Source organism: Brevibacillus brevis (genome assembly GCF_031583145.1).
Lineage (GTDB): Bacteria > Bacillota > Bacilli > Brevibacillales > Brevibacillaceae > Brevibacillus > Brevibacillus brevis_E.
Genome location: NZ_CP134050.1, coordinates 797,562 through 823,844, shown reverse-complemented (window position 1 = coordinate 823,844; position 26,283 = coordinate 797,562). Strand labels below are relative to the sequence as shown.

At 55.4% G+C, this 26,283-nt stretch carries 24 protein-coding genes; 7 read left to right on the top strand and 17 right to left on the bottom strand.

What is annotated here, in order from left to right; all coding sequences use genetic code 11:
- Positions 1-86 precede the first annotated feature (86 nt).
- Positions 87-1,544, bottom strand: a complete 1,458-nt coding sequence (gene katA / locus RGB73_RS04305) for a catalase KatA (RefSeq protein ID WP_310769455.1) — start codon at positions 1,542-1,544, stop codon at positions 87-89.
- Positions 1,545-1,776: 232 nt separating this feature from the next.
- Here katA and RGB73_RS04300 point away from each other — a divergent pair, with 232 nt between their 5' ends.
- Entirely contained in the window at positions 1,777-1,860 is an 84-nt protein-coding gene (locus RGB73_RS04300) for a YjcZ family sporulation protein (RefSeq protein WP_310774124.1), read from the top strand.
- A 125-nt stretch (positions 1,861-1,985) separates the two neighbouring features.
- Here RGB73_RS04300 and RGB73_RS04295 read toward each other — a convergent pair whose 3' ends face one another.
- The 6 genes from RGB73_RS04295 to RGB73_RS04270 form a co-directional block, all read right to left on the bottom strand.
- On the bottom strand, positions 1,986-2,693 hold the full coding sequence (locus RGB73_RS04295; protein WP_310769453.1) for an ABC transporter ATP-binding protein: 708 nt from the start codon (positions 2,691-2,693) through the stop codon (positions 1,986-1,988).
- Positions 2,694-2,707: 14 nt separating this feature from the next.
- Positions 2,708-3,484 (bottom strand): ABC transporter ATP-binding protein, encoded by a 777-nt coding sequence (locus tag RGB73_RS04290; RefSeq protein WP_310769451.1) that lies wholly within the window; start codon positions 3,482-3,484, stop codon positions 2,708-2,710.
- A gap of 18 nt (positions 3,485-3,502) precedes the next feature.
- Complete coding sequence (locus tag RGB73_RS04285) at positions 3,503-4,786, bottom strand: branched-chain amino acid ABC transporter permease (RefSeq protein ID WP_310774122.1); 1,284 nt, start codon at positions 4,784-4,786, stop codon at positions 3,503-3,505.
- 9 nt (positions 4,787-4,795) lie between these two features.
- Complete coding sequence (locus tag RGB73_RS04280) at positions 4,796-5,749, bottom strand: branched-chain amino acid ABC transporter permease (RefSeq protein WP_310769449.1); 954 nt, start codon at positions 5,747-5,749, stop codon at positions 4,796-4,798.
- 151 nt (positions 5,750-5,900) lie between these two features.
- Positions 5,901-7,157: a branched-chain amino acid ABC transporter substrate-binding protein gene (locus RGB73_RS04275; protein WP_310769447.1), complete on the bottom strand. Its 1,257-nt coding sequence runs from the start codon at positions 7,155-7,157 to the stop codon at positions 5,901-5,903.
- Positions 7,158-7,477: 320 nt separating this feature from the next.
- The gene (locus tag RGB73_RS04270; protein ID WP_310769445.1) at positions 7,478-9,229 is read right to left on the bottom strand and encodes an adenine deaminase C-terminal domain-containing protein; all 1,752 of its coding nucleotides are present in this window, start codon (positions 9,227-9,229) and stop codon (positions 7,478-7,480) included.
- A gap of 187 nt (positions 9,230-9,416) precedes the next feature.
- Here RGB73_RS04270 and RGB73_RS04265 point away from each other — a divergent pair, with 187 nt between their 5' ends.
- The 4 genes from RGB73_RS04265 (at position 9,417) to RGB73_RS04250 (ending at position 11,854) form a co-directional block, all read left to right on the top strand.
- Entirely contained in the window at positions 9,417-9,947 is a 531-nt protein-coding gene (locus tag RGB73_RS04265) for a YgaP family membrane protein (protein ID WP_310769443.1), read from the top strand.
- Positions 9,948-9,959: 12 nt separating this feature from the next.
- Positions 9,960-10,094: an EYxxD motif small membrane protein gene (locus tag RGB73_RS04260; protein ID WP_310769441.1), complete on the top strand. Its 135-nt coding sequence runs from the start codon at positions 9,960-9,962 to the stop codon at positions 10,092-10,094.
- An 89-nt stretch (positions 10,095-10,183) separates the two neighbouring features.
- A complete protein-coding gene (locus RGB73_RS04255) occupies positions 10,184-10,627 on the top strand; it encodes a MarR family winged helix-turn-helix transcriptional regulator (protein WP_310769439.1) in 444 nt (147 codons plus the stop codon).
- A 12-nt stretch (positions 10,628-10,639) separates the two neighbouring features.
- Complete coding sequence (locus RGB73_RS04250) at positions 10,640-11,854, top strand: MFS transporter (RefSeq protein WP_310769437.1); 1,215 nt, start codon at positions 10,640-10,642, stop codon at positions 11,852-11,854.
- Positions 11,855-11,905: 51 nt separating this feature from the next.
- On the opposite strand, the gene purD is transcribed toward RGB73_RS04250, so the two are convergent.
- The 10 genes from purD to purC form a co-directional block, all read right to left on the bottom strand.
- Positions 11,906-13,177 carry a phosphoribosylamine--glycine ligase gene (purD, locus tag RGB73_RS04245; RefSeq protein ID WP_310769435.1) on the bottom strand — a complete coding sequence of 424 codons (1,272 nt, stop codon included), beginning with the start codon at positions 13,175-13,177 and terminating at the stop codon, positions 11,906-11,908.
- A 35-nt stretch (positions 13,178-13,212) separates the two neighbouring features.
- A complete protein-coding gene (purH, locus tag RGB73_RS04240; RefSeq protein WP_310769433.1) occupies positions 13,213-14,760 on the bottom strand; it encodes a bifunctional phosphoribosylaminoimidazolecarboxamide formyltransferase/IMP cyclohydrolase in 1,548 nt (515 codons plus the stop codon).
- Between the two features lie 210 nt (positions 14,761-14,970).
- Entirely contained in the window at positions 14,971-15,342 is a 372-nt protein-coding gene (locus RGB73_RS04235; RefSeq protein ID WP_310769430.1) for a hypothetical protein, read from the bottom strand.
- A gap of 1,167 nt (positions 15,343-16,509) precedes the next feature.
- Positions 16,510-17,118: a phosphoribosylglycinamide formyltransferase gene (gene purN, locus RGB73_RS04230; protein WP_310769428.1), complete on the bottom strand. Its 609-nt coding sequence runs from the start codon at positions 17,116-17,118 to the stop codon at positions 16,510-16,512.
- Entirely contained in the window at positions 17,112-18,152 is a 1,041-nt protein-coding gene (gene purM / locus RGB73_RS04225; RefSeq protein ID WP_310769426.1) for a phosphoribosylformylglycinamidine cyclo-ligase, read from the bottom strand. The genes purN and purM overlap by 7 nt, the downstream gene beginning before the upstream one ends.
- Before the next feature lie 33 nt (positions 18,153-18,185).
- A complete protein-coding gene (gene purF / locus RGB73_RS04220) occupies positions 18,186-19,604 on the bottom strand; it encodes an amidophosphoribosyltransferase (protein ID WP_310769424.1) in 1,419 nt (472 codons plus the stop codon).
- The gene (gene purL, locus RGB73_RS04215; protein ID WP_310769421.1) at positions 19,589-21,832 is read right to left on the bottom strand and encodes a phosphoribosylformylglycinamidine synthase subunit PurL; all 2,244 of its coding nucleotides are present in this window, start codon (positions 21,830-21,832) and stop codon (positions 19,589-19,591) included. The genes purF and purL overlap by 16 nt, the downstream gene beginning before the upstream one ends.
- A complete protein-coding gene (gene purQ / locus RGB73_RS04210; protein ID WP_310769419.1) occupies positions 21,813-22,505 on the bottom strand; it encodes a phosphoribosylformylglycinamidine synthase subunit PurQ in 693 nt (230 codons plus the stop codon). Before purQ ends, purL begins: the two co-directional genes overlap by 20 nt.
- A gap of 4 nt (positions 22,506-22,509) precedes the next feature.
- Positions 22,510-22,758, bottom strand: a complete 249-nt coding sequence (gene purS, locus RGB73_RS04205) for a phosphoribosylformylglycinamidine synthase subunit PurS (protein ID WP_310769417.1) — start codon at positions 22,756-22,758, stop codon at positions 22,510-22,512.
- On the bottom strand, positions 22,751-23,470 hold the full coding sequence (gene purC, locus RGB73_RS04200; protein WP_310769415.1) for a phosphoribosylaminoimidazolesuccinocarboxamide synthase: 720 nt from the start codon (positions 23,468-23,470) through the stop codon (positions 22,751-22,753). The genes purS and purC overlap by 8 nt, the downstream gene beginning before the upstream one ends.
- A gap of 341 nt (positions 23,471-23,811) precedes the next feature.
- Here purC and RGB73_RS04195 point away from each other — a divergent pair, with 341 nt between their 5' ends.
- On the top strand, positions 23,812-25,011 hold the full coding sequence (locus tag RGB73_RS04195) for an iron-containing alcohol dehydrogenase (RefSeq protein ID WP_310769413.1): 1,200 nt from the start codon (positions 23,812-23,814) through the stop codon (positions 25,009-25,011).
- Positions 25,012-25,098: 87 nt separating this feature from the next.
- Positions 25,099-26,214, top strand: coding sequence for an aminopeptidase (locus tag RGB73_RS04190; protein WP_310769412.1), 1,116 nt, complete (start codon positions 25,099-25,101; stop codon positions 26,212-26,214).
- The last annotated feature ends 69 nt before the right edge of the window (positions 26,215-26,283 follow it).

Genomic DNA, 26,283 nt, shown 5'->3' with positions numbered 1-26,283 from the left:
AAAATCCCCCTCCAAGCAGCATGTCGCTCCTTTTTGGACAGGAGATTTCACAGAGCCGCTTATAGGGGGATATGCTTGCATTTCTCTTACTTTTCTTGCTGCACAGCCAGGCCTAGTGCTTCCGCCACGCGCTGTCCATACTCCGGATCCGCCTTGTAGAAGTGCTGGATCTGGCGGAGCTTGATCTCTTCCTTCTGTACGCCCTTCATCGACGCCGCAATGTTTTGCACCAGACGGGAACGTTCGCCCTCGTCCATCAGGCGATACAGGTCGCCTGCCTGGGTGTAATGGTCGTCGTGATCGTAAGCGACACTGTCTGCGTATCCCACGACTTCATACGGGGTCGTTTTGTTCTGCGGCGTTTCTTTCGGCCCCCCAAAGCTGTTGGGCTCGTAATAGACGGAGCCGCCGCCGTTGTTGTCGAATCTCATCGCCCCGTCGCGTTGATAGTTGTTCACTTCCGACTTCGGACGATTAATCGGCAGAAGATTGTGATTACTGCCCACCCGATAACGGTGCGCGTCCGAGTATGCGAACAGCCTGCCTTGCAGCATTTTGTCCGGGGATGCTTCGATGCCCGGTACGAACGATCCAGGGGAGAACGTCGCCTGTTCCACCTCTGCAAAGTAATTTTCCGGGTTTTTGTTCAGGACCATGCGCCCCACTTCGATCAGCGGGTAATCTTTTTGCGACCACACCTTCGTCACGTCGAACGGATCGAACCGGTACGTATTGGCGTCTTCCAGCGGCATGATTTGCACGCACAGCTTCCAGGACGGATAGTCTCCTTTGGCAATCGCGTTGAACAAATCTTCTGTATGGTAATCGGGGTTTTCACCTGCGATCTGAGCTGCCAGCTGCGCGTCGAGGTTTTTGATTCCTTGTTCCGTCTTGAAATGGTATTTGACCCAGACGCCCTCCCCTTGCTCATTCACCCATTTGAACGTGTGGCTGCCAAAGCCGTGCATGTGCCGATACGTGGCCGGAATGCCGCGATCAGACATCAGGATCGTCACCTGATGCAGCGACTCGGGCGAGAGCGACCAGAAGTCCCATACTGCCGTCGGATTCTTCAGGTGCGTCTGAGGATCGCGTTTTTGCGTATGAATGAAGTCCGGGAATTTGATGGCATCGCGAATGAAAAAGACAGGGGTATTGTTCCCGACCAGATCGTAGTTGCCCTCTTCCGTGTAAAACTTGACTGCGAAACCACGAGGGTCACGTACGGTATCCGCAGAGCCGAGCTCGCCTGCTACCGTCGAGAAACGAATAAACAGCGGTGTGCGTTTGCCTACTTCCGACAAAAATTTAGCCTTTGTGAATCGAGTCAGGTCGTTGGTTACTTCAAAATAACCGTGAGCTCCGGCTCCCTTGGCATGAACGACGCGTTCCGGTACACGTTCCCTGTTGAAGTGGGCCAGCTTTTCCAGCAGGTGCACGTCCTGGATCAATGTCGGCCCGCGCCCTCCGGCGGTCATGGAGTTCTGGTTGTCCCCTACCGGTGCCCCCCAACTGGTCGTCAAATGGTTCTTGTTCGTGCTCATTATCGCATCACCTCTGTAGATTTATATATGAACTTGCGGAAGACTATATGTCCTATGATAATCATTTTCAAAATAAAATCAATACTATTTTACACTTACTATAATTAATTGAATATTCCATCTAATAAATACATACCCATCGCCTATTTTTCGTCATCCCCTTCATCTGTCCATACATACCCGGCCAATTCATCATACCTTACAAGTATTCACCGGGAGGGAGGGAGAGCGAATGAGTTTCTTTGATGACAATTTTGCCTTGATTCTCGTACTCTTTATTCTGCTGGTAATCGTTGGGTGCAGCTGTGATTGCTAAGTTCGGAATCGGGGAGATCTCCTCTCCTTTTTGCCTTCGCAACAAATAATCCCCTTTGAGTAGGCGCAGCGCCGCAGTCCAGCGGTTCACGCCTATACAAAGGGGATATTCATCGTCGATGCCGTTTATGCCAGGTACGCCTCGCGAACCTGCGGATTGGCCAGCAAGGTCTGCGCGTCGTCTTTCAAAATGATTTCTCCTGTCTGAATGACGTAGCCCCGATGCGCTACCGAAAGCGCCTGGTTGGCGTTTTGTTCGACCAGCAGGATGGTCATGCCTTCCTTGTTCAGCTCAGTGACGATATCAAAAATCTGTTCGACCAGAATCGGCGCCAAACCCATGGACGGCTCATCCAGCATCAGGATTTTCGGCTTCATCATCAAGCCGCGGGCGATTGCCAGCATCTGCTGCTCGCCGCCGGACATCGTGCCGCCTTTTTGGTTGATGCGTTCCTTCAAGCGGGGAAAGTAGGCGAATGCCCGCTCGACTCCTTCGTCGATAATCTTTTTATCCGTGACGGAAAAGGCCCCCATCTCCAGATTTTCTCGCACCGTCAGCTTGGGGAAAATCCGGCGGCCTTCGGGCACATGCGCAATTCCCAGGTGTGCGATGTCATGCGTGCGCATTTGCGTGATGTCCTTGCCGTTAAAGATAATCTTCCCTTCGCTCGCCCGCGTCTGTCCGCAAATCGTTTTCAGCGTGGTCGATTTCCCCGCACCATTCGAACCGATCAGCGTAACTACCTCGCCTTGCTCCACGGTAATGGTCAAGCCTTTCAACGCGTGAATTCCGCCGTAATAGGTGTGAATGCCATGCAATTCCAACAGTGCCATATCGTTTCCTCCTTCTACGACACTTCCGACGCGCTTTTTCCGAGATACGCCTCGATCACGTTCGGGTTGTTGCGGATCTGCTCCGGGGTCCCTTCCGCAATCTTCCTCCCGTAATCCAACACGTGAATGTATTCGCTCAGCCCCATGACGAGCTTCATGTCATGCTCGATGAGGATAATCGTCAAATCCAGCTCCCGCTTCAGACGGCGAATAAACTCCGTCATTTCCACGGTTTCGCGCGGGTTCATCCCTGCGGCTGGTTCATCCAGCAGGATGATTTGCGGATTGGTCGCCATGGCCCGTGCGATCTCCAGACGCCGCTGCAAACCGTACGGCAAGCTGCCTGCAGCTTCGTTGGCCACATGGGCGATCCCCACGTATTCCATCAGCTGGTAGGCTTCGACGCGGGCTTTTTCCTCTTCCTCCCGCACTCGCTTCGTGTTGAACAATATGCCGAGCAGCCCGGCAGTCAACCGGCTGTGGACGCCGACCATTACGTTTTCCAAAGCCGTCATTTCCTTGAACAGCCGGATGTTCTGAAACGTCCGCGTAATCCCGCGGCTGGCGATCTGGTCGGGCCTCAGCCCTTTGATGCTCTTGCCCCCGAGCAGAATTTCTCCCTCGTCCGGCTCGTAAAAGCCCGTGATCATGTTGAAGAAAGTCGTCTTGCCCGCTCCGTTCGGGCCGATGACTGCCGTAATGCTGCCTTTATCGATGGAAATGGAAACGTCCTGATTGGCCACAAGGCCTCCAAAGCGTTTCGTCAGATGCTTCGCTTCCAAGAGTGCCATGATCTTCCCTCCTTGTCCCTACGACTGCTTGCCCGAAGAAGCCTGGGAAATCTTGCTCAAAATCCCCAGTTTTGCTTGGCCGAACTTGCTCGCCTTGATCGCTTCCACATCGTTTTTCTTCCTCTTCGCCGGAATCAGCCCGTTGGGTCGATACAACGCCACGAGGATCAGCATGATCCCGAACACGAGACGCTGGAACTTGGATGGATCCAACTGGTTCGGCAGGTTGATGATGCCGGATTGCTGCAGGGAATGCAGGAAGTTGGAAAACTCCTTCAAGAGCTGGACCTGCAGGATGGTGACAAAGGCCGCACCAAGGACGACACCCGGGATGCTGCCGCTCCCCCCCAGGATGACCATGACCAGAATCCCAATCGATTCCATCAGTGTAAAGGAAGTAGGGTCGATAAACGTTTGTTTCGCTGCAAAGATCACGCCGACCACGCCGGCAAAGGACGCGCCCGTAGCAAAAGCGGCGAGCTTGGCGTTCAAAAGGGAAATCCCCATCGACTGCGCGGCCAGCTCATCTTCGCGAACAGCGATCCACGCACGTCCCAGCCGGGAGTGCTCGAAGCGGATGTTGGCCAGCACGATGAAGGCGATGACGAACAGGACAATAAAGTAAAAATAGAACGGCGTCCCCATCTTCACGCCAAACAGTTCCGGAGACGGTATCGGTGTAATCCCCTGTGGACCATTCGTGATATTGATCGGTTTGTCCAGGTTATTGAAAATAATCCGAATAATTTCTCCAAAGCCCAGGGTCACAATCGCCAGGTAATCCCCTTTTACCCGGAGAACGGGCAACCCCAGCAAGATCCCGAAAATAGCGGCGACGATCAGCCCCACAATCAGAAACGGCCAGAACCATCCGCCCGACAGCGGGAACAGATTGCCTGCGATGAACTCATTGGCCTGGGACGTGGAGAAAATGGCGTACGCATACGCGCCTGCCGCAAAGAACGCCACGTAGCCAAGGTCGAGTAAACCGGCAAAGCCGACTACGATGTTCAGACCGAGCGCCATCGCCACGTAAATGCCTACCTGCGACGCTACCTCCATGTAGTAGCGGTTGTCGCCGGCGACCAGCGGGATGATCAGCAAAAGAACAGCCGCGCCGACGACCATTTTGATCATCTTGGACGTATTCGTGTAGTAAACCAGAACGATGGACGAGAGAATTCCCAGAAACGCGATTACCGATTTTTCCATGAAGTGCAGGGCTGCCGCAAACGCCACAATCCACAACAGCGTGACGAGGAGAGGAATGCCTTTGAACGATTTCCATTTCATGTTTGCCACATCAATCACCTACACTTTCTCTTTCACGGCTTCGCCAAACAGACCTTCCGGCTTGAAAAGAAGCACGAGAATTAGGATGCTGAAAGCAAATACGTCTTTGTATTCGGCACCGAACGCCCCGCCCGTAAGCGGCCCCATGTAGGCACCGGAGAGCGATTCCAAAAGGCCGAGGAGAACGCCCCCCACCATCGCTCCGCGCAGGTTGCCGATTCCTCCCAAAACAGCGGCAGTAAAGGCTTTTAACCCGAGAATAAAGCCGATATACGGATCGATCGTCCCGTAGTTTTGCGCGAACAGCACACCTGTCGCTCCGCCGAGACTGGAGCCGATCAAAAAGGTCAGCATGATTACTTTGTCCACATTTATAGTCATCAGCGAAGCCGTGCTTCTGTCTTGCGCAACGGCACGCATGGCGATTCCCCACTTTGTTTTGTTCACAAACAGAGTCAAAGCCAACATCATCACAATCGCGAGAACAATGACAATCAAGCCTTTTGCAGGGATGGTCGCAATGCCACCCAGAGAAATGGAACTAGTGAAAAGAGTAGGAGTGTTCAGATAAAATTCGTTGCGAGCCAGCGCTTCCGTAAAACGAACCACGTCTTGCAGCAAAAACGAGACACCAATTGCGGAAATCAGCGGAACCAGCCTCGGCGCTCCGCGCAGCGGCCGATAAGCCACCCTCTCAATCAAGACCCCCAGAGCCCCCGTCAACACCATGGCAATGATCAGCGTCATGAACAAGGCTACAAACGGATTCATGCCTTCAAGTGCTCCCAGTGCATCGGTAATGAGCAAAACCTCCGTACCGACAAAAGCACCTACCATGAAAATTTCCCCATGAGCAAAGTTGATAAATTCCAAAATCCCGTAAACCATGGTGTAACCAAGTGCGACAACAGCGTACATGAAGCCAAGTGTCAAACCGTCAACCAACACCTGAGGCAAAATGTTGAGCAACATGCGATCCCATCCCCCATTTCTTCGTAAGCTTGTCAGAAATTTTCTGCATTCATTATAGTAACGGACGAATGCCCATAAAGGAAGGGGCGTCCACAAAGTGTCGCCCCTTATTTTGGATGAGGCTGAAAAAGAACTGCGATGTCAGGTGTTTTTACTGCGCCTTGCCTACAAAATTCGACTTGCTCTTATCATACTTATAAATAAATACGTCGGCGTTGATGTTGTCTCCTTTGTCGTCAAAGCTGACTTTAGTAAATTGCCCTTGGAAATCTTTTGTTTTGTGTACAGCGTCGAGGACTTGCTCACGGGTAGGTTTTTTGCCGCCATTTGCCTTGATGGCTTCCAGTACTCCGTTCAGGATGACGTTCATCGAGTCATAGCCGTAAACGGAATAGGTCTCGAGAGGTTTGTTCGTGGTTTTCTTGTACTCTTCCGCCCACTTCTTGCCCTCTTCGGTCTGGGTCACGTCGCCAGCAACCGACGTGAAAACCACACCTTCGACAGCATCGCCGGCAATTTTAATCATATCAGAAGAGTCCAAGCCGTCGCCACCCATAAAATAGCCTTTGTACCCTTTTTCCCTCGCTTGCTTGATCAGAATTCCGCCTTCCGGATAGAGGCCGCCGAAGAAAATGATGTCGGGGTTTTTCGCGGTCACCTGATTGAGAACGGCACTGTAATCCTTTTCGCCTTGCGTGATGCCTTCATAGCCCAGGATTTGCACGCCGTCCTTTTCGAACTGCATTTTCACCTGGTCGCCCAGCCCTTGGCCGTACGCGGTCTTGTCGTGGATGATGAAGGCTGTTTTCACGCCCAGCGTGTTCTTCGCGTACATCGCCGCTTTCGGCCCTTGGGCATCGTCGCGGGCGCAGATGCGGTGCACCGTCTTCTTGCCCTCCTCGGTCAGCTTGACTGCGGTGTTCGCCGGCGAGACCATGACCAGCTTGCCCTCTTCGTACTTCACGGACGAAGGAATGGCGACGCCCGAGTTCAAGTGGCCGACCACCCCGTATACATCCGGGTTGGAAATGAGCATTTCCGCGTTCGAGACGCCGATTTTCGGGTCAGCCTGGTCATCCTGAGGGAAGAGCTGCAGATCGAAGCCGAGCTTCTTGAATTCTTCCTTGCGCTGGTTCAGTGCATACTCAGCGCCTGTCTTGATGGCGTCTCCCAGGGAGGACTGGTTACCGGAGAGCGGGGTCTGCGTCGCAATTTTGATGACTCCCCCGTCAGCTGGCGAAGCGCTGCCGGAATTGCTCCCAGACTGAGTCTGTGCCGGCTGCTGGCTCCCGCCGCTGGCGCTGTTTCCTCCTGATCCTGATGAGCTGTTACCACCTGCGCAACCTGTCAATGCAACGCTTGCCACCAATACCGCAGAGAGAATGCTGATGTGAGAGCGTTTTTTCATGCGGAATTGAATCCCCCTTTTACATTTCTTTATTTTTTGTTTTCCAAAACCACCTGTCTTTTTTCCCAGGTTGCGACTTGGTAAGCACTGATTCTATTAGGTACAAAGACAGATATGGCCCGGTTCTTCTTTATTGTAAAATAAATCGAAAAATTTACAAGAGAAAAAATATAATTTTCAGATACATGAAGAATCATTACATACTCGTCATTTTTGGAATCAAATTGAAATTAAATCAATATATCATTCCTTCACCGTTGGAAAGCATTAACGTTATCCATAAAAATTTTTTTCCGCTTCAGACGCAAAAAAACTTCCGCTCAATCGAGCGGAAGTGATGGGACCACAATGCGGCCGCTTTTTACGTCGATAATTCCGTCTGCCGTCAGCCTCGCGTACGGCAAGTGCGTGGCGGTAAAAAACAGAATGGAATAGATCGGGTCGAGGTGGAGGTGTCCCTTTGCCCGCAAGCGTTCGACCAGCGTTTCGGCCATGCGGATGACTTCGTCCATGGGGGCCGGGGACAGCTTTCCAGCCAGGGGCAAAGGGCATTCGCTTGCAACGATGCCTTCATCGATCAGCACGACGCCACCGCCAATATCCCGTACCCGCTGCAGAGCCCGGGCCATTGCTTCGGGATCCCTGCCCAGCACAATCCAATTGCCTGAGGCTGTGTAGGTGCTGGCAAGTGCCTCCAGATCGCTTCCGTAGCCCTTCAGCACTGCCGCCGTACGCATGCGCCGAGTAGGATCTATGCAGGCGATCAGAGCCAGCTGCGGGTCGTGGTCGAGCGTGACGAAGCCTTCCCGATCGACCGGCAGCTCTTCCATCTCCAGACGGGTAATCACCGCGTTTGCCATGTGCAGGACTGGAGTTTTAGCTGTTTGCCGCAACCGGAACCAGTCCGGATTCGCCTTTTCCTCCAGGACGTCGAGCTTTGGAAACGAATACCTCTCCCATTCAGGCTGCACTGTTGGGACCAGCAGCTTGCCGTCCTGTACGGCCCGCTTCCCGTTGGCAAACACAGCCACAGGCGTCGGCTCGTCTTTGGCGGACAGCAGCAGCATATCCGCGATTCTCCCCGGTGCGATCCCGCCGATCTCACTGTCGAGGCCGTAGTAGACGGCGGGGTTCAGCGATGCCATGACGTAGGCTTCTTCCGGAGGCATGCCGGCTTCGATCGCCACTCGGATCGTGCCGTCCATCAACCCGTTTCGGTGCATCGGCGGCGTGCTGCCGTCAGATGTGAGCATCATTCGCGGCGACCAGGGCAAGCCCAGCTCCAGCCAGCCTTTGACCAGATCAGGCAGGTCAGGCCGAATCGAGGAATGGCGCAAGGTCGCGTACATGCCGAGCTGAAGCCGCGCCAGCAGATCCTGGGCTGTGATTCCTTCGTGGCAGGCAGTAATCCCTGCGGCAGCCGCTGCATTCAACGTCTCCCATGACGCTCCGGGCAAATGCCCTTCCATCCGTTTGCCCAGATCGCCCGTGTGCCTGAGCCCGAACAGGATGGTTTCCTCTTCGTTCAGCACTCCCAGCCAGCGGGTCAGCTCGCCGCCTTGTATCACAAGCGGATGCTCCAGCATCCGCTTGATGCCTTCTCTCGTAAATTTCGGATGATCGGCTCCCGTTTGCGGATCGAATCTCGCCCAGAAGTACTGCTTGACGGGATGTTCCATCAGCGATTCCATCATGGCCTCGATCTCGGCAAACGGCAGATTCATCAGCATGAGCGTATCCGACACCAGTGTCGTCGTCCCTCGCTGAAGGGCAAAGTCAGCCAACGAAAACGGATTGTACCATTGAAAGGGGTGTGCATGCGGCTCAAAATATCCGGGAACGAGAAAGGCCCCGCTGGCATCCACGATCTCGGTTTTTTCGTCTGTCAACGGCTCTTTTTCCCCCACGTAAGCGATGCGCTCGCCCGCCGTGACCACATGTACCTGATGCCATTCTTTTGTATACACGTTCAGGACTTGGGCGCCCTTGATCCACATACTGGCCGGCGCCTGCCTTCTGCTCACTCGCAGCAGGTGAAGATGTTTTTCTGAGTCTAGTGGCCGTACTCGCATTTGGTTCTCTCCTCCCCGACTTCGCAACGTAAATCCGAACCAACTGACTGCTCATTCACGCAGATCGTTACACCTTCGCCGTTCAGGTATGGTCCTCCTGTCATGGCTAGCAACAATTTCCGCGGCTGCTTTTCCTGTGCAGGAAGCAAACTAGTCATAGAGGAACGACGATAGGAGGCTGGCTATTATGCGCAAGAACGTCGGCACGACAGATGCCCTCATCCGCATTACAGGGGGACTGTTGGGACTGGCTTACGGAATAGGCAAAATGAGTCGACGCCCGTACAATGCTCCGTGGTTGTTGATGGCTTTTTCCGCCATGAAGGTGGCGGAGGGCATCACCAGGCACTGTCCGATGTACAGGGCGATGGGAATCAACACGCGTTCCGAAAAAGGCATGCAAGACATGTGGAGCCAAGCGAAGGACAAGGGTGTTCAAATGGTCATGAAGCAAGTGACGCGCACGCTGAACGCCAGAAAAGACGAAAGCACGCCTGCAAGTCAACAACAGCATACTGCCGCTTCCGCTGCACATGATGCAGCCCGTACCAAGGATCGGAAGCTTTCTCCCGAAGACGAACGTCTCGAGAAAGCAGCGAGAGAATTCGTCTCGTATCGTTCCGAGGACATGGATGAGCACCGAACCGATTCCACGCATGAAAAAAACCAGTCTGACCAATACAGTCACGACGAGCATCGTTACCCAACCTATTCTTAGGAGGCTTTGTCTATGATCACCGGCCCTCCCTTTTACGAATGGCTCTCGCACAACTTTTTTGTCATTGCAGCAGTGATCGGCGTCATCGCCGCCATGGGTTATTTTGTTTACAACTCTTCGCGAAAAAGAGGAAGGTACCGCCAGTAAATATTTGGCGGTACTTTTTCTTTGCAATTTTACTTGTTTAACATATAATTAGTAAAGCAAGTATTTTGGAAGGAAAGTAGGTACCTTTCTTGACGGAACATTGGCAGGATGAATCCATCGGCTTTCTGATCGGCAAAACGTATCGAAAAATCGTCATGCACGTCACCACGCACTTGCGGGAATTCGACCTGACTCCTGAGCAGTTCTCTGTCTTGTTCAGCCTGAGCAAGCAAGAGGGCATCAATCAAAAGGAGCTGGCCGTCCGCACCGCCAAGGACCAGCCAACCATCACCAGGCTCCTCGACGCCTTGTCCAAAAAAGGGTTGATCGAAAAGAGAGCGAGCGAAACGGATCGCCGCGCTTTTTTGCTCATGCTTTCACCGAAAGGCAGGGAATTGATCGGCATTGCTTCTGTGGCGGAAGCGAAGGCGATGGGGGAAGTGCTCGAAGGAATCGCCCCGGATCGGCTTGACCTGCTCAGACAGACCTTGCTGGACATCGCAGCAAACGTGAACAGACATACAAAAGAATAAGGAGTGTCAACATTGGGAGAATCGAGAGAGAAACTGTGGACGAAGGATTTCGTCCTCATTACTGTGAGCAATTTGCTGCTGTTTATGATCGTCCAAATGCAGTTGCCCACGTTTCCTACTTATGTCAAAGAAACTTACTTAGCTAATGATTTTGTCGCCGGCCTTACTGCCAGCTTTTTTGCATTGGGGGCGGTTGTCGCGAGAATTTTCACCGGCGAGCTGCTGAAAAGCAAAAACAGCAAAACCATCCTCCTCATCGGGCTTGGTGTCGTCGGTCTTACCACCGCGGGTTACTACTGGACCGGCTCGGTCATGCTTCTGCTCATCATGCGTGCCCTGTTCGGAGCCGGGTTCGGGATCAGCAGCACGACGCTTCCGACGATCGTGACAAACGCCATCCCGGGTAAGCGGATCGGGGAAGGGATGGGCTACTACGGACTGTCCAACAGCCTTGCACAGGCCTTGGGACCGATGATCGGCCTGACCGTATTGACGACGCTGGGCTTCGGCTCGATGCTGACCGTCGGGGTCGTCTGCATCGTGCTGATTTTGCCGCTCACCTCCATCATTCGCGCCTACAAGGAGCCCACACCTGACGCCCATGCCCACGAAAAAGGACTCAAACGGTTTTACGACAAGAAGATCTTGCTGCCCGCCTTTTTGAATTTTTGCATGTCAATCACCTACGGCGGACTCGTGAGCTTTCTCGCCCTGTACGGCAAAGAAACGAACATGGAAAACATCAGCTGGTTTTTCCTCTGCAACGCCGTCGCGATCGTCCTCGTCCGTCCCATTGCCGGAAAGCTGTTTGACAAAAAAGGCCATATCGCTGTGCTTCCGCCAGGAGCGATCTTTATCGGACTGGGTCTTCTCGGCTTGTCGATGGTCGACGGCAACACCCTGTTGATCGTCTCGGCCATGCTGTACGGACTGGGCTACGGCTGCATCCAGCCTTCGATCCAAGCCTGGATGGTCAAAGAGGTGAAGCCGGAGCAGCGCGGGATGGCAAACGGTTTCTTCCTGAACTCCATCGACTTCGGCATCGCTGTCGGCTCGATCCTGCTCGGCTCCGTGGCGGCCCATACGAGCTACGCCATGATGTACCGCTTGTCGTCGATCCTCATGCTGCTGTTTTTGATCATCTACTTTGTGTCTCGCGCATTTGCCGTCAAACAACGCAAAAATGCGGTAGTGAACACAGTTGTCAGCCAAAATTACGAAGCATAACCAGAAGACAAGCCCAGGCATAGATCTGCCTGGGCTTTTGCATTTCATCCGCTATTTTTGATGGCGCATCGCTTTTGCTGCGATGTCTGTCCGATACTGTGCCCCTTCGAAGGAAATCTTCTGCACGGTTTCATACGCAGCTTCACGCGCTTTGGCGAGGTTTTCTCCCGTCGCCGTGACGCCAAGCACGCGGCCGCCGCTTGTGACGATCCCGTCCTCGGTTGACTTGGTACCTGCATGGAAGACCGTGACGTTTTCACCGGCACTCTCCAATCCCGAAATCAGCTCGCCTTTCGGATAGTCGCCCGGGTATCCGGGTGCCGCCATGATGACGCACACGGCGCTGCCGTCTTTCCACTTCACGTCGACCGCATCCAGTTCACCCTTTACGGTCGCCACTACGATGTCGAGCAGGTCAGTCTCCAGCAGGGGCAGGATGACCTGCGTCTCCGGATCGCCGAAGCGCGCGTTGAACTCGACGACTTTCGGGCCTTGCTCGGTGATCATCAAACCGGTGTACAGAATGCCTTTGAACGGAATGCCGTCCTTCGCCATCCCTTCCGCCATCGGTTTGACGATGGTCTCGACGATTTGCTCTACCAGCTCGTCGGACATGTGGGGCACAGGCGCGTACGTCCCCATGCCGCCTGTGTTCGGCCCTTTGTCATCGTTGAAAATGCGCTTGTGATCCTGCGAGGTGACCATCGGCTTGACCGTCGCCCCGTCGACGAAAGCCAGGAGAGACAGCTCTTCCCCGCGCATGCACTCTTCTACCACCACGCGCGCGCCTGCTTCGCCGAACACATTTTCCTCCATGATTTGGCGGAGCGCCTCTTCCGCCTCTTCCAACGTTTCCGCCACGACGACTCCTTTGCCAGCAGCGAGTCCATCCGCCTTGACGACGATCGGCGCACCCTTTTCACGAACGTAGGCGACCGCCGACTCGTAATCGATGAACGACTCGTAGGCAGAGGTCGGAATGCTGTAGCGCATCATCAGCTTTTTCGCAAACGATTTGCTCCCCTCGATCATCGCAGCCCGGCCGCTCGGACCGAAGATCGGCAGGTTGCGCTCCTGGAAAAAGTCCACGATGCCGCCCAGAAGCGGATCCTCAGGGCCTACGACGGTCAAGTCGATCCCTTCGTCTTTTACGAATTGCGCCAGCGCGGCGAAGTCATGTACGCCAATGGGTACATTTTGCGCGATCTGGGCCGTTCCGCCGTTCCCCGGAGCGCAGTATACCTTCGTGACACCTTTGCTTTGCAGCAATTTCCAGATGATGGCGTGCTCCCGTCCGCCACCGCCGATTACCAAAATTTTCATCGTCTTTCCTCCTGTGCGAGAGGTGATCCGCTCTATTAGTGTTTGAAGTGACGAGTTCCGGTGAAGACCATCGCGATCCCGAAGCGGTTGCATGCGTCGATGGACTCCTGGTCACGCACGGAGCCACCCGGCTGGATGATCGCCGTAATGCCGGCCGCTGCAGCCGCTTCGACGGTGTCCGGCATCGGGAAGAACGCATCTGAAGCCATTACTGAGCCTTTTGCCAGGTCTTTCGCTTGTTCGATCGCGATTTTGGCTGAGCCGACGCGGTTCATCTGACCAGCCCCGACACCCACAGTCATGTTGTCTTTGGCCAGCAGAATCGCATTGGATTTCACATGCTTGACTACTTTCCAGGCGAATTTCAGCTGTTCCAGCTCTTCAGCAGTCGGTACGCGGTCCGTGACCACCTTGATCTCCGCATCTTCCAGCTGCTTTACATCGTAGTCCTGCACCAGCGCGCCGCCGGCTACCGGGGCCACACGGAAGTGGTTGGCCTTTACGGAAGCTTCGTTCAAGGTCGGAATGCGCAGCAGACGGAGATTCTTTTTCTCGGTCAAAACGGCAATCGCTTCTTCGGTAAAATCAGGGGCAAGGATGATTTCCAGGAAGATTTCCTTCATCGCCAGCGCCGTATCGCGGTCGATCGTGCGGTTCGCCGCCACGATGCCGCCGAAGATGGATACCGGATCCGCTTCGTAAGCTTTTTGGTACGCTTCGCGAATCGTAGCTCCGATACCGACTCCGCACGGGTTGGAGTGCTTGATCGCGACTACCGCCGGTTCGGCAAATTCCCGGACGATGGCCAGAGCCGCATCCGCATCGTTAATATTATTGTAAGAGAGCTCTTTGCCATGCAGCTGCTCCGCGTACGCGATGCTGGCAGTGCCTGCAAGCGGCTCGCGGTAAAAAGCGGCGCGTTGGTGCGGGTTTTCGCCGTAACGCAAATCCTGCGCCTTTTCGTACGTCACCGTGAAGCTCTCCGGCAGAAGCTCGCCTACCTGTTCGCTCAGGTAACGGGAGATCAGCGCGTCGTAAGCAGCCGTGTGACGGAATACTTTGGCAGCCAGGCGTCGGCGCGTCTCCAGCGTCGTATCGCCGTTGGCCTCGATTTCCGCTGCTACGGTTTCGTAGTCTGCCGCATCGACGACGACGCTGACAAACGCGTGGTTCTTCGCAGCCGAACGGAGCATGGTTGGACCGCCAATATCGATATTTTCAATCGCCTCTTCGAAGGTTACGTCCGGTTTGGCAATGGTTTCCTTGAAAGGATACAAATTTACGACAACCAGGTCAATCGTTTCGATCTTCAGTTCTTCCAGCTGCTTGCGGTGGGCTTCATTGTCCCGAACAGCCAAGAGACCGCTGTGGATATTCGGATGCAGCGTTTTGACGCGTCCGTCCAAAATTTCCGGAAATCCGGTTACCTCGGAGATGCCGATGACGGGAACACCCGCGTCTTTCAAGAGAGAAGCCGTCCCTCCCGTTGAAATGATCTCTACCCCGGCAGCTGCCAGACGACGAGCAAACGGAATCAATCCTGTCTTGTCAGAAACGCTGATCAACGCTTTTTTCACACTCACGGATAGAACCTCCTGGACTTTTAGTATGAAAACCTCTGGAGAGGCTGTTCAAAGATGTCTAGATGCGTGATATCGAAGCAAAAACACGAACATTTCAATACTATTAAATCATAATTGTACGTTTTAATCAATGTTTTCATGGCGGAAAACAAACGCAGCCGCCCATGCCTGTTCGGCACTCGCGACTGCTTTTTTATTCTATGCGATTGATCAGCGTTTTTTCTTGTGATTGCCCGACAACTTTCGTACCCGCTCTGCCAGCGAGAGGGATTTCGATTTGGCAACGGCAGGTTTCGGCTTTTTCACCTTGCTGCGCTTGCCTTTCACATCTTTGCGCATCAGCTTTCCGAGTTCATCCATACCGAGACCTTCGCCGCTGTTCATCCGTTCTTTGACTTTTTCCCTGGTCTCCTGCGGGACGTCGAGTCCCATATCGGCTAACTCGTTCATGACCGAGTCGATGTCTTTCGATCCGTCTTTGGGGAATTTCTCAGCGAGCCTCATGATGTCGGCGAGCGTCCATTCCCTTCCTGTCTTCTTGCTTAGCTTGCCCAGCAAATCGGCAACAAAATCCCCGTTCAAATGGGCCCCTCCTCGGTTACGGCTTCGTTCTTCCCTTTACCATATGTGAGGGGGGGTTATTTGGTTTGCTTAATCCGTGCTTGCCTACCTTTTCGGGCGTTTGTTCATGCGAGGGTTTTAAAGCATGCAACATAAGCTGCGGAGTTCTTTTCTTGGTTCGTTCGAACTTTTGTGCCTGGGGCGGAAAAAGGGGAAAACGCTCCAGGTTCGTAGGGACACTTGCACGGATGTTATCTGTGGCCGGCTGCGCTCCAAAAGTGGAACGGCGGCCAAAGTCGCCGTATCACGGAAGCTTCTCATGGGTGGCCGCTCTAGCGTGTTCCACTTTTTCCGCTCCGCCTGGGTGGTGTCCCTAAGACCTTCGCTTTTTTCCCCCTTTTCCCTGGGTGGCTATTTTGTTTGGCGGGCTTTGTAAAGATCCAAATGCTTGTCTGGGTGCCGCTTCGTTGTTCTTATTTGTGCTCGCTCGAACTTCTGTGCCTGGGGCGGAAAAAGGGGAAAACGCTCCAGGTTCGTAGGGACACTGCTTCGATGCTATCTCTGGCCGGCTGCGCTCCAAAAGTGGAACGGCGGCCAAAGTCGTCGTATCACGGAAGCTTCTCATGGGTGGCCGCTCGGGCGTGTTCCACTTTTTCCGCTCCGCCTGGGTGGTGTCCCTAAGACCTTCGCTTTTTTCCCCTTTTTCCTGGGCGGCCTTTTTGTTTGGCCGGCTTTGTAAAGATCCAAATGTTTGTCTGGGTGCCGCTTCGTTGTTCTTCTTTGAGCTCGCTCGGACTTCTGTGCCTGGGGTGGAAAAAGGGGAAAACGCTCCAGGTTCGTAGGGACACTTGCACGGATGCTATCTCTGGCCGGCTGCGCTCCAAAAGTGGAACGGCGGCCAAAGTCGCCGTATCACGGAAGCTTCTCATGGGTGGCCGCTCGGGCGTGTTCCACTTTTTCCGCTCCGCCTGGGTGGTGTCCCTAAGACCTTCGCTTTTTTCCCCTTTTTCCTGGGCGGCTATTTTGTTTGGCGGGCTTTGCAAAAGCATGCTTGGGCATGCGCTTCGCAGTTCTATTCCTGCTTGCTCGAACTGATCTGCCGGAAACAGGGACTCGTCGCTCCGACCAACAAAAAAAAGCGCCTGTTCCTCGAACAGAGCGCTTTTCCTTCCTTCATTCCCTTATGCTTTATAGCAACTGGACGTGGCGGCCTTCCAGTTTGACTCTTCCTTCTGCGATCCATTGGATGACGTCTACCAAAAGGCCGTGCTCGACTTCGTGGATGCGGGCAGCCAGAGTTTCGGCAGTGTCATTGTCCTGCACGGCTACGGGAATTTGTGCGATGATCGGTCCGGTATCGAGACCGGCGTCGACCACGTGTACCGTTACCCCCGTTATCTTTACCCCGTAAGCCAGTGCCTGGCCGATCGCGTCCTTGCCGGTAAACGCCGGCAGGAGGGACGGGTGGAGATTGATGATGCGGCCTTCATAGGCGGACAAGAGCGTGTCCCCGACGAGGCGCATGTATCCCGCGAGGACCACCAGAGAGATTTCCCGCTGCTGGAGCTGGGCGACGATTTCCGCTTCGAAAGCGGCTTTGTCCGGGTACGACTTCGGTTCGAACACGAACGCTTCGATGCCCAGACGATGTGCCCGTTCCAGCACCTTGGCTCCCGGCTTGTCGCAGACGAGCAGCTCGACTTCGACGCCGTTCAGCCGTCCGCTTTGCACGGCCTGGACGATCGCTTCGAAGTTGGAGCCGCTGCCGGAGGCGAAAATGGCTACCTTTTTCACCATTCCACCCCGTTGTATACGACTTTTCGCTCCCCTGCCCGAATTTCGCCGATGCGATACGGCTGCTCACCCAGCTCCTGGAGTTTTTCCGTGACGGATCCCGCATCCTCCGGCTTGACGACCAGAATCATGCCGATGCCCATATTGAAGGTCTTGTACATGTCCGGATAGGAGATGCTGCCGGCGTCTTGCACGAGCTCGAAAATCGGCAGGACTGGCCAGGCGCCGACGTCGATCACCGCTTGGGTGCCTTCCGGGAGGACGCGCGGGATGTTTTCCGTGAAGCCGCCGCCCGTGATGTGGGCCAGCGCCTTTACCTCATGCGTTTCCAGCACAGAAAGCACCTGTTTGACGTAAATGCGCGTCGGCGTCAGGAGTTCCTCGCCCAGCTTTTTGCCCAGTACGTCTACATGGTCGTGGAGCGACATGCCTTTGTCGGCGAGGAGCACCTTGCGCACGAGCGAAAACCCGTTGCTGTGCACGCCGCTGGACGCCAGACCGATGAGGACGTCACCCGGCGCGACGGTTTGGCCGGTGATCATTTTGCTCTCATCGACGACGCCTACGGTAAAGCCGGCGATGTCGTACTCGCCTTCCGAATACATGCCGGGCATCTCTGCCGTTTCTCCGCCGATCAGGGAGCAGCCTGCCTGCGTGCAGCCATCCGCAATTCCTTTGACAATCGCTTCGATCTTCTCGGGAATGACCTTGTCGACAGCCAGGTAGTCGAGGAAAAAGAGCGGTTCCGCCCCTTGCACGACCACGTCGTTGACGCACATCGCGACCGCATCGATCCCGATGGTGTCGTGTTTGTCCATGGCAAACGCCAGCTTCAGCTTGGTGCCGACGCCATCCGTACCGGAGACGAGCACCGGCTTCTCATACTTCTTGGTATCCATGCGGAACAGCGCTCCGAAGCCGCCCAAATCGGTCAGCACTTCGGGACGGAAGGTCCGCTTGACATGCTTTTTCATGCGTTCGACTGCTTCGTTCCCCGCATCGATGTCGACGCCTGCTTGTTTGTATGCTTCACTCATCGTTTCTCCCCCTACAAGAGGTGCTGGGCTGCCTTAGCACTTGAGCGCCGGCAGCGCTTCTTCAAAGTCGATCTCGGTCGGGTATTGCCCGGTGAAACAAGCGAGGCAATGACCGTTGTTTGGAGCCGAATCTTCCCGGCCGATCGCCTGGAGCATCCCTTCCACAGACAGGAAGGAGAGCGAATCCGCACCGATCGCCTGGCGAATTTCCTCTACGGACTTGGTGGCGGCGATCAGCTCGTCGCGCGTCGAGGTATCGATGCCGTAAAAGCACGGATTCATGACGGGCGGAGAACTGATGCGCACATGCACTTCCTTGGCACCTGCTTCGCGCAGCATGCGGACGATGCGATTGCTGGTCGTCCCGCGCACGATGGAGTCGTCGATCATCACGACGCGCTTGCCTTCCACCACTTTGCGGACGGCAGAGAGCTTCATGTAGACCGCGCGCTCGCGCAGCTCCTGGCTCGGCTGGATAAACGTGCGCCCGACGTAGCGGTTCTTGATCAAGCCGATCTCGTACGGGATGCCGGTCGCTTCCGCAAACCCGATCGCGGCCGAAATGCTGGAATCAGGCACGCCGATGATGACGTCCGCATCCATAGGGGCTTCGGCGGCGAGCTGCTTGCCCAGCCGTTTGCGTGCCATGTGCACGTTGATTCCGTCAATGTCGCTGTCCGGACGTGCGAAGTAAATGTATTCGAAGATGCACATCGAGCGCTGCGTCTTCTCTGCATGAGTAGACTCCATGATGCCGTTCTCGTCGACTACGATCAACTCGCCCGGCTGCACATCCCGCCAGTATTCCGCGCCGATGATGTCAAAGGCGCACGTCTCGGAAGCGACGCAGACGGCATCGCCCAGACGGCCGAGCGACAAAGGACGCAGGCCATTCGGGTCGAGTGCGATCACCAGTTGATGCTCGTTCATGACGCAGAGCGCATACGCGCCCTTGATGTGCTGGAGTGCATCTTTCACCGCTCCCGGCAGATCGGTACGCTCGGAACGGGCAATCAGGTGGGCAATGACCTCGGTGTCGCTGGTCGTTTGAAAAATGGAGCCTTTGGCTTCCAGCTCTTTTCTCAGCACAGCGGCGTTTACGAGATTTCCGTTGTGGGCGACAGCCATGCTGCCTTGCGCATAGCGGAAAAAGAGCGGCTGCGCATTCTCGATTTTGCTGGAGCCGGCTGTCGTGTAACGGGTGTGGCCGATGGCGATGTGCCCTTTGAACTTCTCCAGGTCGCCTTTGCCAAACGCCTCCGCCACCAGGCCCATTCCGCGGTGCTTATACCACTTCTCGCCGTCGGAGGCGCAGATTCCTGCGCTCTCCTGACCGCGATGCTGCAAAGCGTGCAGTCCCAAGTATGTCAGCTGGGGAGCTTCCTTGTGGTTGTAGATGCCAAAGACGCCGCATTCTTCATTCAGTTCGTCCCAGATTATCCGATCAAACATGGAATCGCATCCTTCCAGGCTGCTTTCACCTCTTGAATCGAAGCGTTGATTTCTTCCTTACCGTTTACGTTGACGACCAGGCGATCCCCGCCGGTCGTACCGATTTTCGCAGCAGGCACTCCGTGCTTCGCTGCCAGCGCCAGCAGCGCTTCCGCTTTGTCTGCGGACGTGCTGAGCAGAATGCGGGATTGCGATTCGCTGAACAAAAGAACATCCGGACGAAGTGCCGATTCCAGCGTCACTTGCGCACCGAAGCCTTCGCCAAAGCAGGATTCCGCCAGGGCGACACCCAGTCCGCCCTCGGACAGGTCGTGCGCGGACTTGACGAGACCGCTGCGGATCGCTTCCAGCGTCAGTTTTTGAACCGCCGCTTCCTTGGCCAGGTCGATTTGCGGCGGACGACCGGAGATGGAGCCTGTCACCAGTTTTTGATATTCCGAGCCGCCCAGCTCTGCAAAAGTCTCACCCAGGAGGATGATCGCGTCGCCTTCGTGCTTGAAGTTTTGCGTGGTAATATGGTCGACATCGGTGATCAGTCCCACCATTCCGACGGTTGGGGTCGGGTAGATGGCATCGCCGCTGCGTTCGTTGTAGAAAGAGACGTTGCCGCCGATTACCGGCGAATCCAGGGCTACACACGCTTCGCTCATGCCCTCGCACGCCTTTTCAAACTGCCAGAACACCTCAGGCTTTTCCGGGCTGCCGAAGTTGAGGCAGTCGGTGATGGCCAGCGGTTCTGCACCGGAGCAGACGACATTGCGCGCGGATTCCGCTACCGCAATCGCGCCGCCCACTTTCGGATCGAGATACACGTAGCGGCCGTTGCAGTCTGTGCTCATCGCCAGCGCCTTGCGGGTGCCGCGGACCATGACGACAGCCGCATCGGAACCAGGCTTCACCGCGGTATTTGCACGAACGATATGGTCGTACTGCTCATACACCCACGATTTGTTGGCCACGGTTGGCTGCGCCAGAATGCTTTTCAGCGTTTCGTTCAGGTCGGCTGGCTGAGGGATCGCGGCCAGCACGTCTACGCTTGCGCCCGCCTCGTAGTAAGCCGGAACTGCGGAGGGACGATGGTACACAGGCGCTTCGTCCGCCAGGCTGTTCACCGGCACTTCCGCCACGACTTCGCCCTTGTGCAAGAGGCGGAGCATGTTGTCATCCGTTACTTTGCCCACGACAGCGGAAGCCAAGCCCCACTTGTCAAAGATCGCGATCGCTTCCGCTTCCTTGCCCTTTTCTACGACGACCAGCATGCGCTCTTGCGATTCGGACAGCATCATTTCGTAAGCAGACATGCCTGCTTCGCGCTGCGGTACCAGATCGAGGTTCATCTCGATTCCGTTGCCCGCTTTGGAAGCCATTTCGGAGCTGGAGCTGGTAAGGCCAGCCGCCCCCATGTCCTGGATCCCGACGACGATGCCAGTGTCGATCAACTCCAGGCAAGCTTCCAGCAGCAGCTTTTCCATGAACGGGTCGCCCACTTGTACTGCCGGACGCTTTTTCTCTGATTCTTCGGTAAGCTCTTCGGATGCGAAGGTCGCGCCGTGAATCCCGTCGCGGCCTGTGCTGGAGCCTACGTAGATCACAGGGTTGCCGATCCCGGAAGCGACACCCTTCTGGATTTTCTCATGGTCGATCAGACCGACGCACATCGCGTTTACCAGCGGGTTGCCCTCGTAGGTCGGGTCGAAGTTCACTTCGCCGCCTACGGTCGGAATGCCGATGCAGTTCCCGTAGCCCGCGATCCCTGATACGACGTGTTCAAACAAATATTTCACGCGAGGAGACGTAAGCTCCCCGAAACGAAGCGAATTGAGGAGGGCAATCGGACGAGCGCCCATGGAAAACACGTCGCGGATGATGCCGCCCACGCCTGTCGCTGCCCCTTGGTACGGCTCGATCGCAGACGGGTGATTGTGGCTCTCGATCTTGAAGACGACGGCCTGGTTGTCGCCGATGTCCACAATCCCGGCACCTTCCCCTGGACCTTGCAGGACGCGCGGACCCTTTGTCGGGAAGCGGCGCAGCACTGGCTTGGAGTTTTTGTACGAGCAGTGCTCCGACCACATGACGCTGTAAAGACCAGTTTCTGTCCAGTTCGGTTTGCGGCCGATGATCTCTACGACACGGCCGTATTCTTCATCCGTCAGGCCGATCTCGCGGTAGAGCTTCTGATCGGCAATTTGCTCGGCTGTCGGTTCTTTATGCGTGAGTTGTGACACTGCTTTTTTCCCTCCACGTCTTTAGAATCGAGGTAAACATCCGGCGTCCGTCATCGGAAGTCATCCAGGTGTGGACGGAGCGCTCCGGGTGAGGCATCATGCCGAGGACGTTGCCGCGCTCATTGCAGATGCCTGCGATATCTTCCAGCGAGCCATTCGGGTTTTCGCCGTGATAGCGGAAGACGATCTGGCCGTTCGCCTTCAGCTGGGCCAGCGTCGCTTCATCGCAGTAGTAGTTTCCTTCGCCGTGCGCGATCGGAATGTGAATGACTTCCCCGGCCGCATAGTCGCGGGTGAACGGGGTGTCGTTGTTTTCCACGCGCAGCGCGGACAGCTTGCAGCGGAATTTGAGCGAACGGTTGCGCAGCAGCGCGCCAGGGAGCAAGCCGACTTCGGTCAGGATCTGGAAGCCGTTGCAAATCCCCATGACCAGCTTGCCTTCTTCCGCCGCTTTTACCACCTGCTCCATGACCGGCGAGAATCGGGCGACCGCACCGCAGCGCAGGTAGTCCCCGTAGGAGAAACCGCCCGGCAGAAAAATCGCGTCATACCGGGAAAGGTCCGTATCCGAGTGCCATACGTAATCGACCGGCACTCCCATGACGTCTTCAACCGCGTTGTACAAATCGATGTCGGCATTGGAGCCGGGAAAGACAATAACCGCTACTCGCATGTCGTTAACCCTCCACGATCTCAAAGCGATAGTCTTCAACCACCGTATTGGCCAAGAGCTTCTCGGACATTTCACGTACGCGCTCTTCCGCTTGGGCGCGGTCGTTCGTGCCCAGCTCGAGCTCCATGTACTTGCCGATGCGCACATTGTTTACTTCATCGAAACCGAGAGAATGCAGGGCGCCTTTCACCGCGTGTCCTTGCGGGTCCAATACGCTCTCGCGCAAAGTTACGTAAACGATTGCTTTAAACATGTACGTCTCCTCCCAATCTTTTCAGCATTTCCTGATACGCTTCCTCTACATTGCCCAAATCGCGGCGGAAGCGGTCCTTATCCAGCTTTTCGTTCGTTTCGGAGTCCCAGAACCGGCACGTGTCCGGCGATATCTCATCGGCGAGGAGAATTTCTCCGTCCGCCGTTTTGCCAAATTCCAATTTAAAATCGACCAGCGTGATGTTTCGTTCCCTCAGGTAGGGACGCAGCACTTCATTGACGGCGAGGCCCATTTTCTCGAGGGTCGCCAGGTCGCTTTCGCTCGCGATTCCCATCACCTTGATGTGGGACGCATTCACCAGCGGATCTCCCAAAGCATCGTCTTTGTAGTAAAACTCGACAACCGGCTGCGGAAGCACGGTGCCTTCCTCCATGCCCAGCCGCTTGGCCAGCGAGCCTGCCGCGATGTTGCGGACGACCACTTCCAAGGGGATAATGTCCACTTTGCGCACGATTTGCTCCGTGGCTGACAACAGGCGGATGAAATGGTTGTCGATCCCACGCTCTTTTAGCATCGTGAAAAAGATGGCGGTAATCCGGTTGTTCAGTTCGCCTTTGCCCGTGATTTGCGCTCTTTTTTCACCGTTGAATGCCGTTGCGTCGTCTTTATACTCCACCCAGTATTGATCAGGCGTCGATGTCCGATAAATACGTTTCGCCTTACCTTCGTAGAGTTGTTCCTGTTTTTCCACTTTAGGAGCCACCTTCCCAGCTAAAAAGGTTGAGTTAATGCGAATTCACGAACGTTTCAACTACATTAAAACACAAACATACGCATTTATCAACGAAAAAAGCAGGAACGTCTCTCGACAATAGTTCGGGAATTGCTAGCAATTCATCTTTTATTCCTAGTCTAATATTCGTTTGTACACCTTTTTCCCTACCTTCCCTTTGCTCCGCCGCTTCACCTCTCCTCCTTCCTGCCCAAACCTCCCCCGCGCCTCTCGCCTGGGCTCTCCTCCCTTTCATGTGATACACTGAGAGTGGTGCACTCTAATGAAGAACGAAGCAAAGAAAGAAGGAAGGTATTCAGATGTTTCCTTTTGAAGTATCTTTTCCTACCCACATATACTTTGGCGTCGGCGAGCTGAACCGCCTCGGCGAGGCAGCCCGTTCCATGGGCAAAAAGGCGCTGCTCGTCACGGGTGGAAATGCCGCCAAGCGGACCGGGCTGCTGGATCAGGTACAGGCGCTCTTGCAGACAGCAGGAGTCGCGAGCGTCCTTTTTGACAAAATCGAGCCGAACCCGCGCACATCCACCGTCGACGCCGGAGCCGCCATGGCTCGTGAGCACGGCTGCGACTTCATTCTCGCCGTGGGAGGCGGCTCGGTCATGGACGCTTCCAAAGCGATTGCTGCCGCTGCCCGCTCCGGACGACCGATTTACGATTACATGCGGGGCAATCCGAGCGGTTCGGCCAAGGAGCTCGTCCCCGTGCAGGAAGCCCTGCCGCTGATGACCGTGCCGACGGTTGCCGCCACCGGTTCCGAGGCCAACAACATCAGTGTGCTGACCCATTGGGACACACACGAAAAATCGTCCATCAACGGCCCTGCTCTCTATCCGAAAATCGCCATTCTCGATCCGTCGGTCACGTATACCGTGCCCGCTCGAGTCACAGCGGAGGCGTGCGCCGACATTTTCTCCCATCTGTTTGAAGCCTATCTGATCAGCGCAGAAGGCACCCATGTCCAGGACGGCATCTCGGAAACGCTCATCCGCCTGGTCGCACGGCATTCGCTTACTGCCATCGAGCAGCCTGACCATGAAGAAGCGCGCTCTACTTTGCTCTGGGTCAGCACACTTGGCATCAGCCCGTTTGCCAACGCAGGCCGTGGGGCAGGGATGCCATTACACGGCGTGGAGCATCCGCTCAGCGGCATTTACGACATGGCTCACGGCAGAGGTCTCGCCATTTTGTCCCTTCCCTATTTCGAACAGGTGATTCTCCCGGATCGCCCGGAGCGTCTGGCACGGATGGGCCGCCACTGCTTTGGGGTGACCGCCGAGGACGAGCGGGAAGCGGCACTGGCTACTATCGCGGCCGTGCGCACCTGGTATGAGCGGATGGGCATCACGGAACGCCTCGCCGATTTCGGGGTAACTCGTGACGCTTTGGGCAAAATGGCAGAGGAGGCCGTAGTCATCGGAGGGCGCGGCGTCGGGTATTTGCCGAGCTCTCGAAAGCTGAATGCCGAGGACATCGTAGCCATTTACGAAGCGTGCTTATAAGGCATCGCATATAGACTGGCGTGCTCTTCGGGAATTGTGCGATAATAGACCTAATAAAAAAATTTTTATTATGGAGGTTGCGAAACAATGGCAGATCCACGGATTAACGAACTCGCCAGCCGTCTCGTCCGCTACTCGCTCAATTTGCAAAAAGGGGAAAAAGTGCTGATCGAAAACACCGGCCTGCAGCCTGAGCTCGTGCGCGCACTCGTACGTGAAGCGTTTGCAGTAGGCGCCCTGCCGCTGGTCACCCTGAAAGACCAGGAAGTAAACCGGGCCCTGTACCAAGGCACGAGCGAAGAGCACATGGCGCTGATGGCCAAGTACGAGTACGAGCGGATGAAAGACATGGATGCTTACATCGCCGTGCGCGCCTTTGACAACATCAACGAATACGCCGACGTGCCGGAAGACAAGATGGGCATCTATTCCCGCTTCCTGTACCAGCCCGTACATACAAACGAGCGCGTGCCGAACAAGCGCTGGGTCGTCCTGCGCTACCCGAACAAATCCATGGCGCAGCTGTCGGGGATGAGCCTGGAGGGCTTCGAAGACTTCTACTTCTCCGTCTGCAACCTCGATTACCAAAAAATGTCCAACGCGATGGACCCGCTGAAGGAACTGATGGAGCGCACCGACCGCGTCCGCATCGTCGGCCCGAAAACCGACCTGCGTTTCTCCATCAAAGGGATCAACGCCATCAAATGCGACGGCAAACGCAACATCCCTGACGGCGAGGTATACACGGCGCCTGTGCGCGATTCCGTAGAAGGCACGATCTTCTACAACGCCGCGACCGTCTACAACGGCATTTCCTTTACCGACGTGCAATTCACCTTTAAGGAAGGGAAAATCGTCGAGGCGACCAGCTCCAACACCAAGGCGCTGAACGACATCCTCGACACGGATGAAGGCGCACGCTACATCGGCGAATTCGCCATCGGCTTCAACCCGCACATCTTGCATCCGATGCTCGACATCCTGTTCGACGAAAAGATCGCCGGCAGCTTCCACTTCACACCGGGCAACGCCTACAACGTGGCGGACAACGGCAACCGCTCCTCCGTACACTGGGATCTGGTGCAAATCCAGCGTCCGGAATACGGCGGCGGCGAGATTTGGTTCGACGACGTCCTGATCCGCAAAGACGGCCGCTTCGTCCTGCCGGAGCTGGAAGGTCTGAATCCGGAAAATCTGGTGTAGAAGCTTTCCAAGTAGAAAGGGCAAATCCCAATCGTCTCAAAGAAGACGCGGGATTTGCCCTTATTTTGT

What these genes read in the sequence shown, in the direction of transcription:
- RGB73_RS04275 (WP_310769447.1), bottom strand. Translation starts at nt 7,157, where the DNA reads ATGAAAAAACGCTCTCACATCAGCATTCTCTCTGCGGTATTGGTGGCA.
- RGB73_RS04270 (WP_310769445.1), bottom strand. Translation starts at nt 9,229, where the DNA reads ATGCGAGTACGGCCACTAGACTCAGAAAAACATCTTCACCTGCTGCGA.
- RGB73_RS04195 (WP_310769413.1), top strand. Translation starts at nt 23,812, where the DNA reads ATGTTTCCTTTTGAAGTATCTTTTCCTACCCACATATACTTTGGCGTC.
- RGB73_RS04280 (WP_310769449.1), bottom strand. Translation starts at nt 5,749, where the DNA reads ATGTTGCTCAACATTTTGCCTCAGGTGTTGGTTGACGGTTTGACACTT.
- purS (WP_310769417.1), bottom strand. Translation starts at nt 22,758, where the DNA reads ATGTTTAAAGCAATCGTTTACGTAACTTTGCGCGAGAGCGTATTGGAC.
- purQ (WP_310769419.1), bottom strand. Translation starts at nt 22,505, where the DNA reads ATGCGAGTAGCGGTTATTGTCTTTCCCGGCTCCAATGCCGACATCGAT.
- purD (WP_310769435.1), bottom strand. Translation starts at nt 13,177, where the DNA reads ATGAAAATTTTGGTAATCGGCGGTGGCGGACGGGAGCACGCCATCATC.
- katA (WP_310769455.1), bottom strand. Translation starts at nt 1,544, where the DNA reads ATGAGCACGAACAAGAACCATTTGACGACCAGTTGGGGGGCACCGGTA.
- purN (WP_310769428.1), bottom strand. Translation starts at nt 17,118, where the DNA reads ATGGTGAAAAAGGTAGCCATTTTCGCCTCCGGCAGCGGCTCCAACTTC.
- RGB73_RS04260 (WP_310769441.1), top strand. Translation starts at nt 9,960, where the DNA reads ATGATCACCGGCCCTCCCTTTTACGAATGGCTCTCGCACAACTTTTTT.
- RGB73_RS04300 (WP_310774124.1), top strand. Translation starts at nt 1,777, where the DNA reads ATGAGTTTCTTTGATGACAATTTTGCCTTGATTCTCGTACTCTTTATT.
- RGB73_RS04265 (WP_310769443.1), top strand. Translation starts at nt 9,417, where the DNA reads ATGCGCAAGAACGTCGGCACGACAGATGCCCTCATCCGCATTACAGGG.
- RGB73_RS04190 (WP_310769412.1), top strand. Translation starts at nt 25,099, where the DNA reads ATGGCAGATCCACGGATTAACGAACTCGCCAGCCGTCTCGTCCGCTAC.
- purF (WP_310769424.1), bottom strand. Translation starts at nt 19,604, where the DNA reads ATGTTTGATCGGATAATCTGGGACGAACTGAATGAAGAATGCGGCGTC.
- RGB73_RS04295 (WP_310769453.1), bottom strand. Translation starts at nt 2,693, where the DNA reads ATGGCACTGTTGGAATTGCATGGCATTCACACCTATTACGGCGGAATT.
- purM (WP_310769426.1), bottom strand. Translation starts at nt 18,152, where the DNA reads ATGAGTGAAGCATACAAACAAGCAGGCGTCGACATCGATGCGGGGAAC.
- RGB73_RS04290 (WP_310769451.1), bottom strand. Translation starts at nt 3,484, where the DNA reads ATGGCACTCTTGGAAGCGAAGCATCTGACGAAACGCTTTGGAGGCCTT.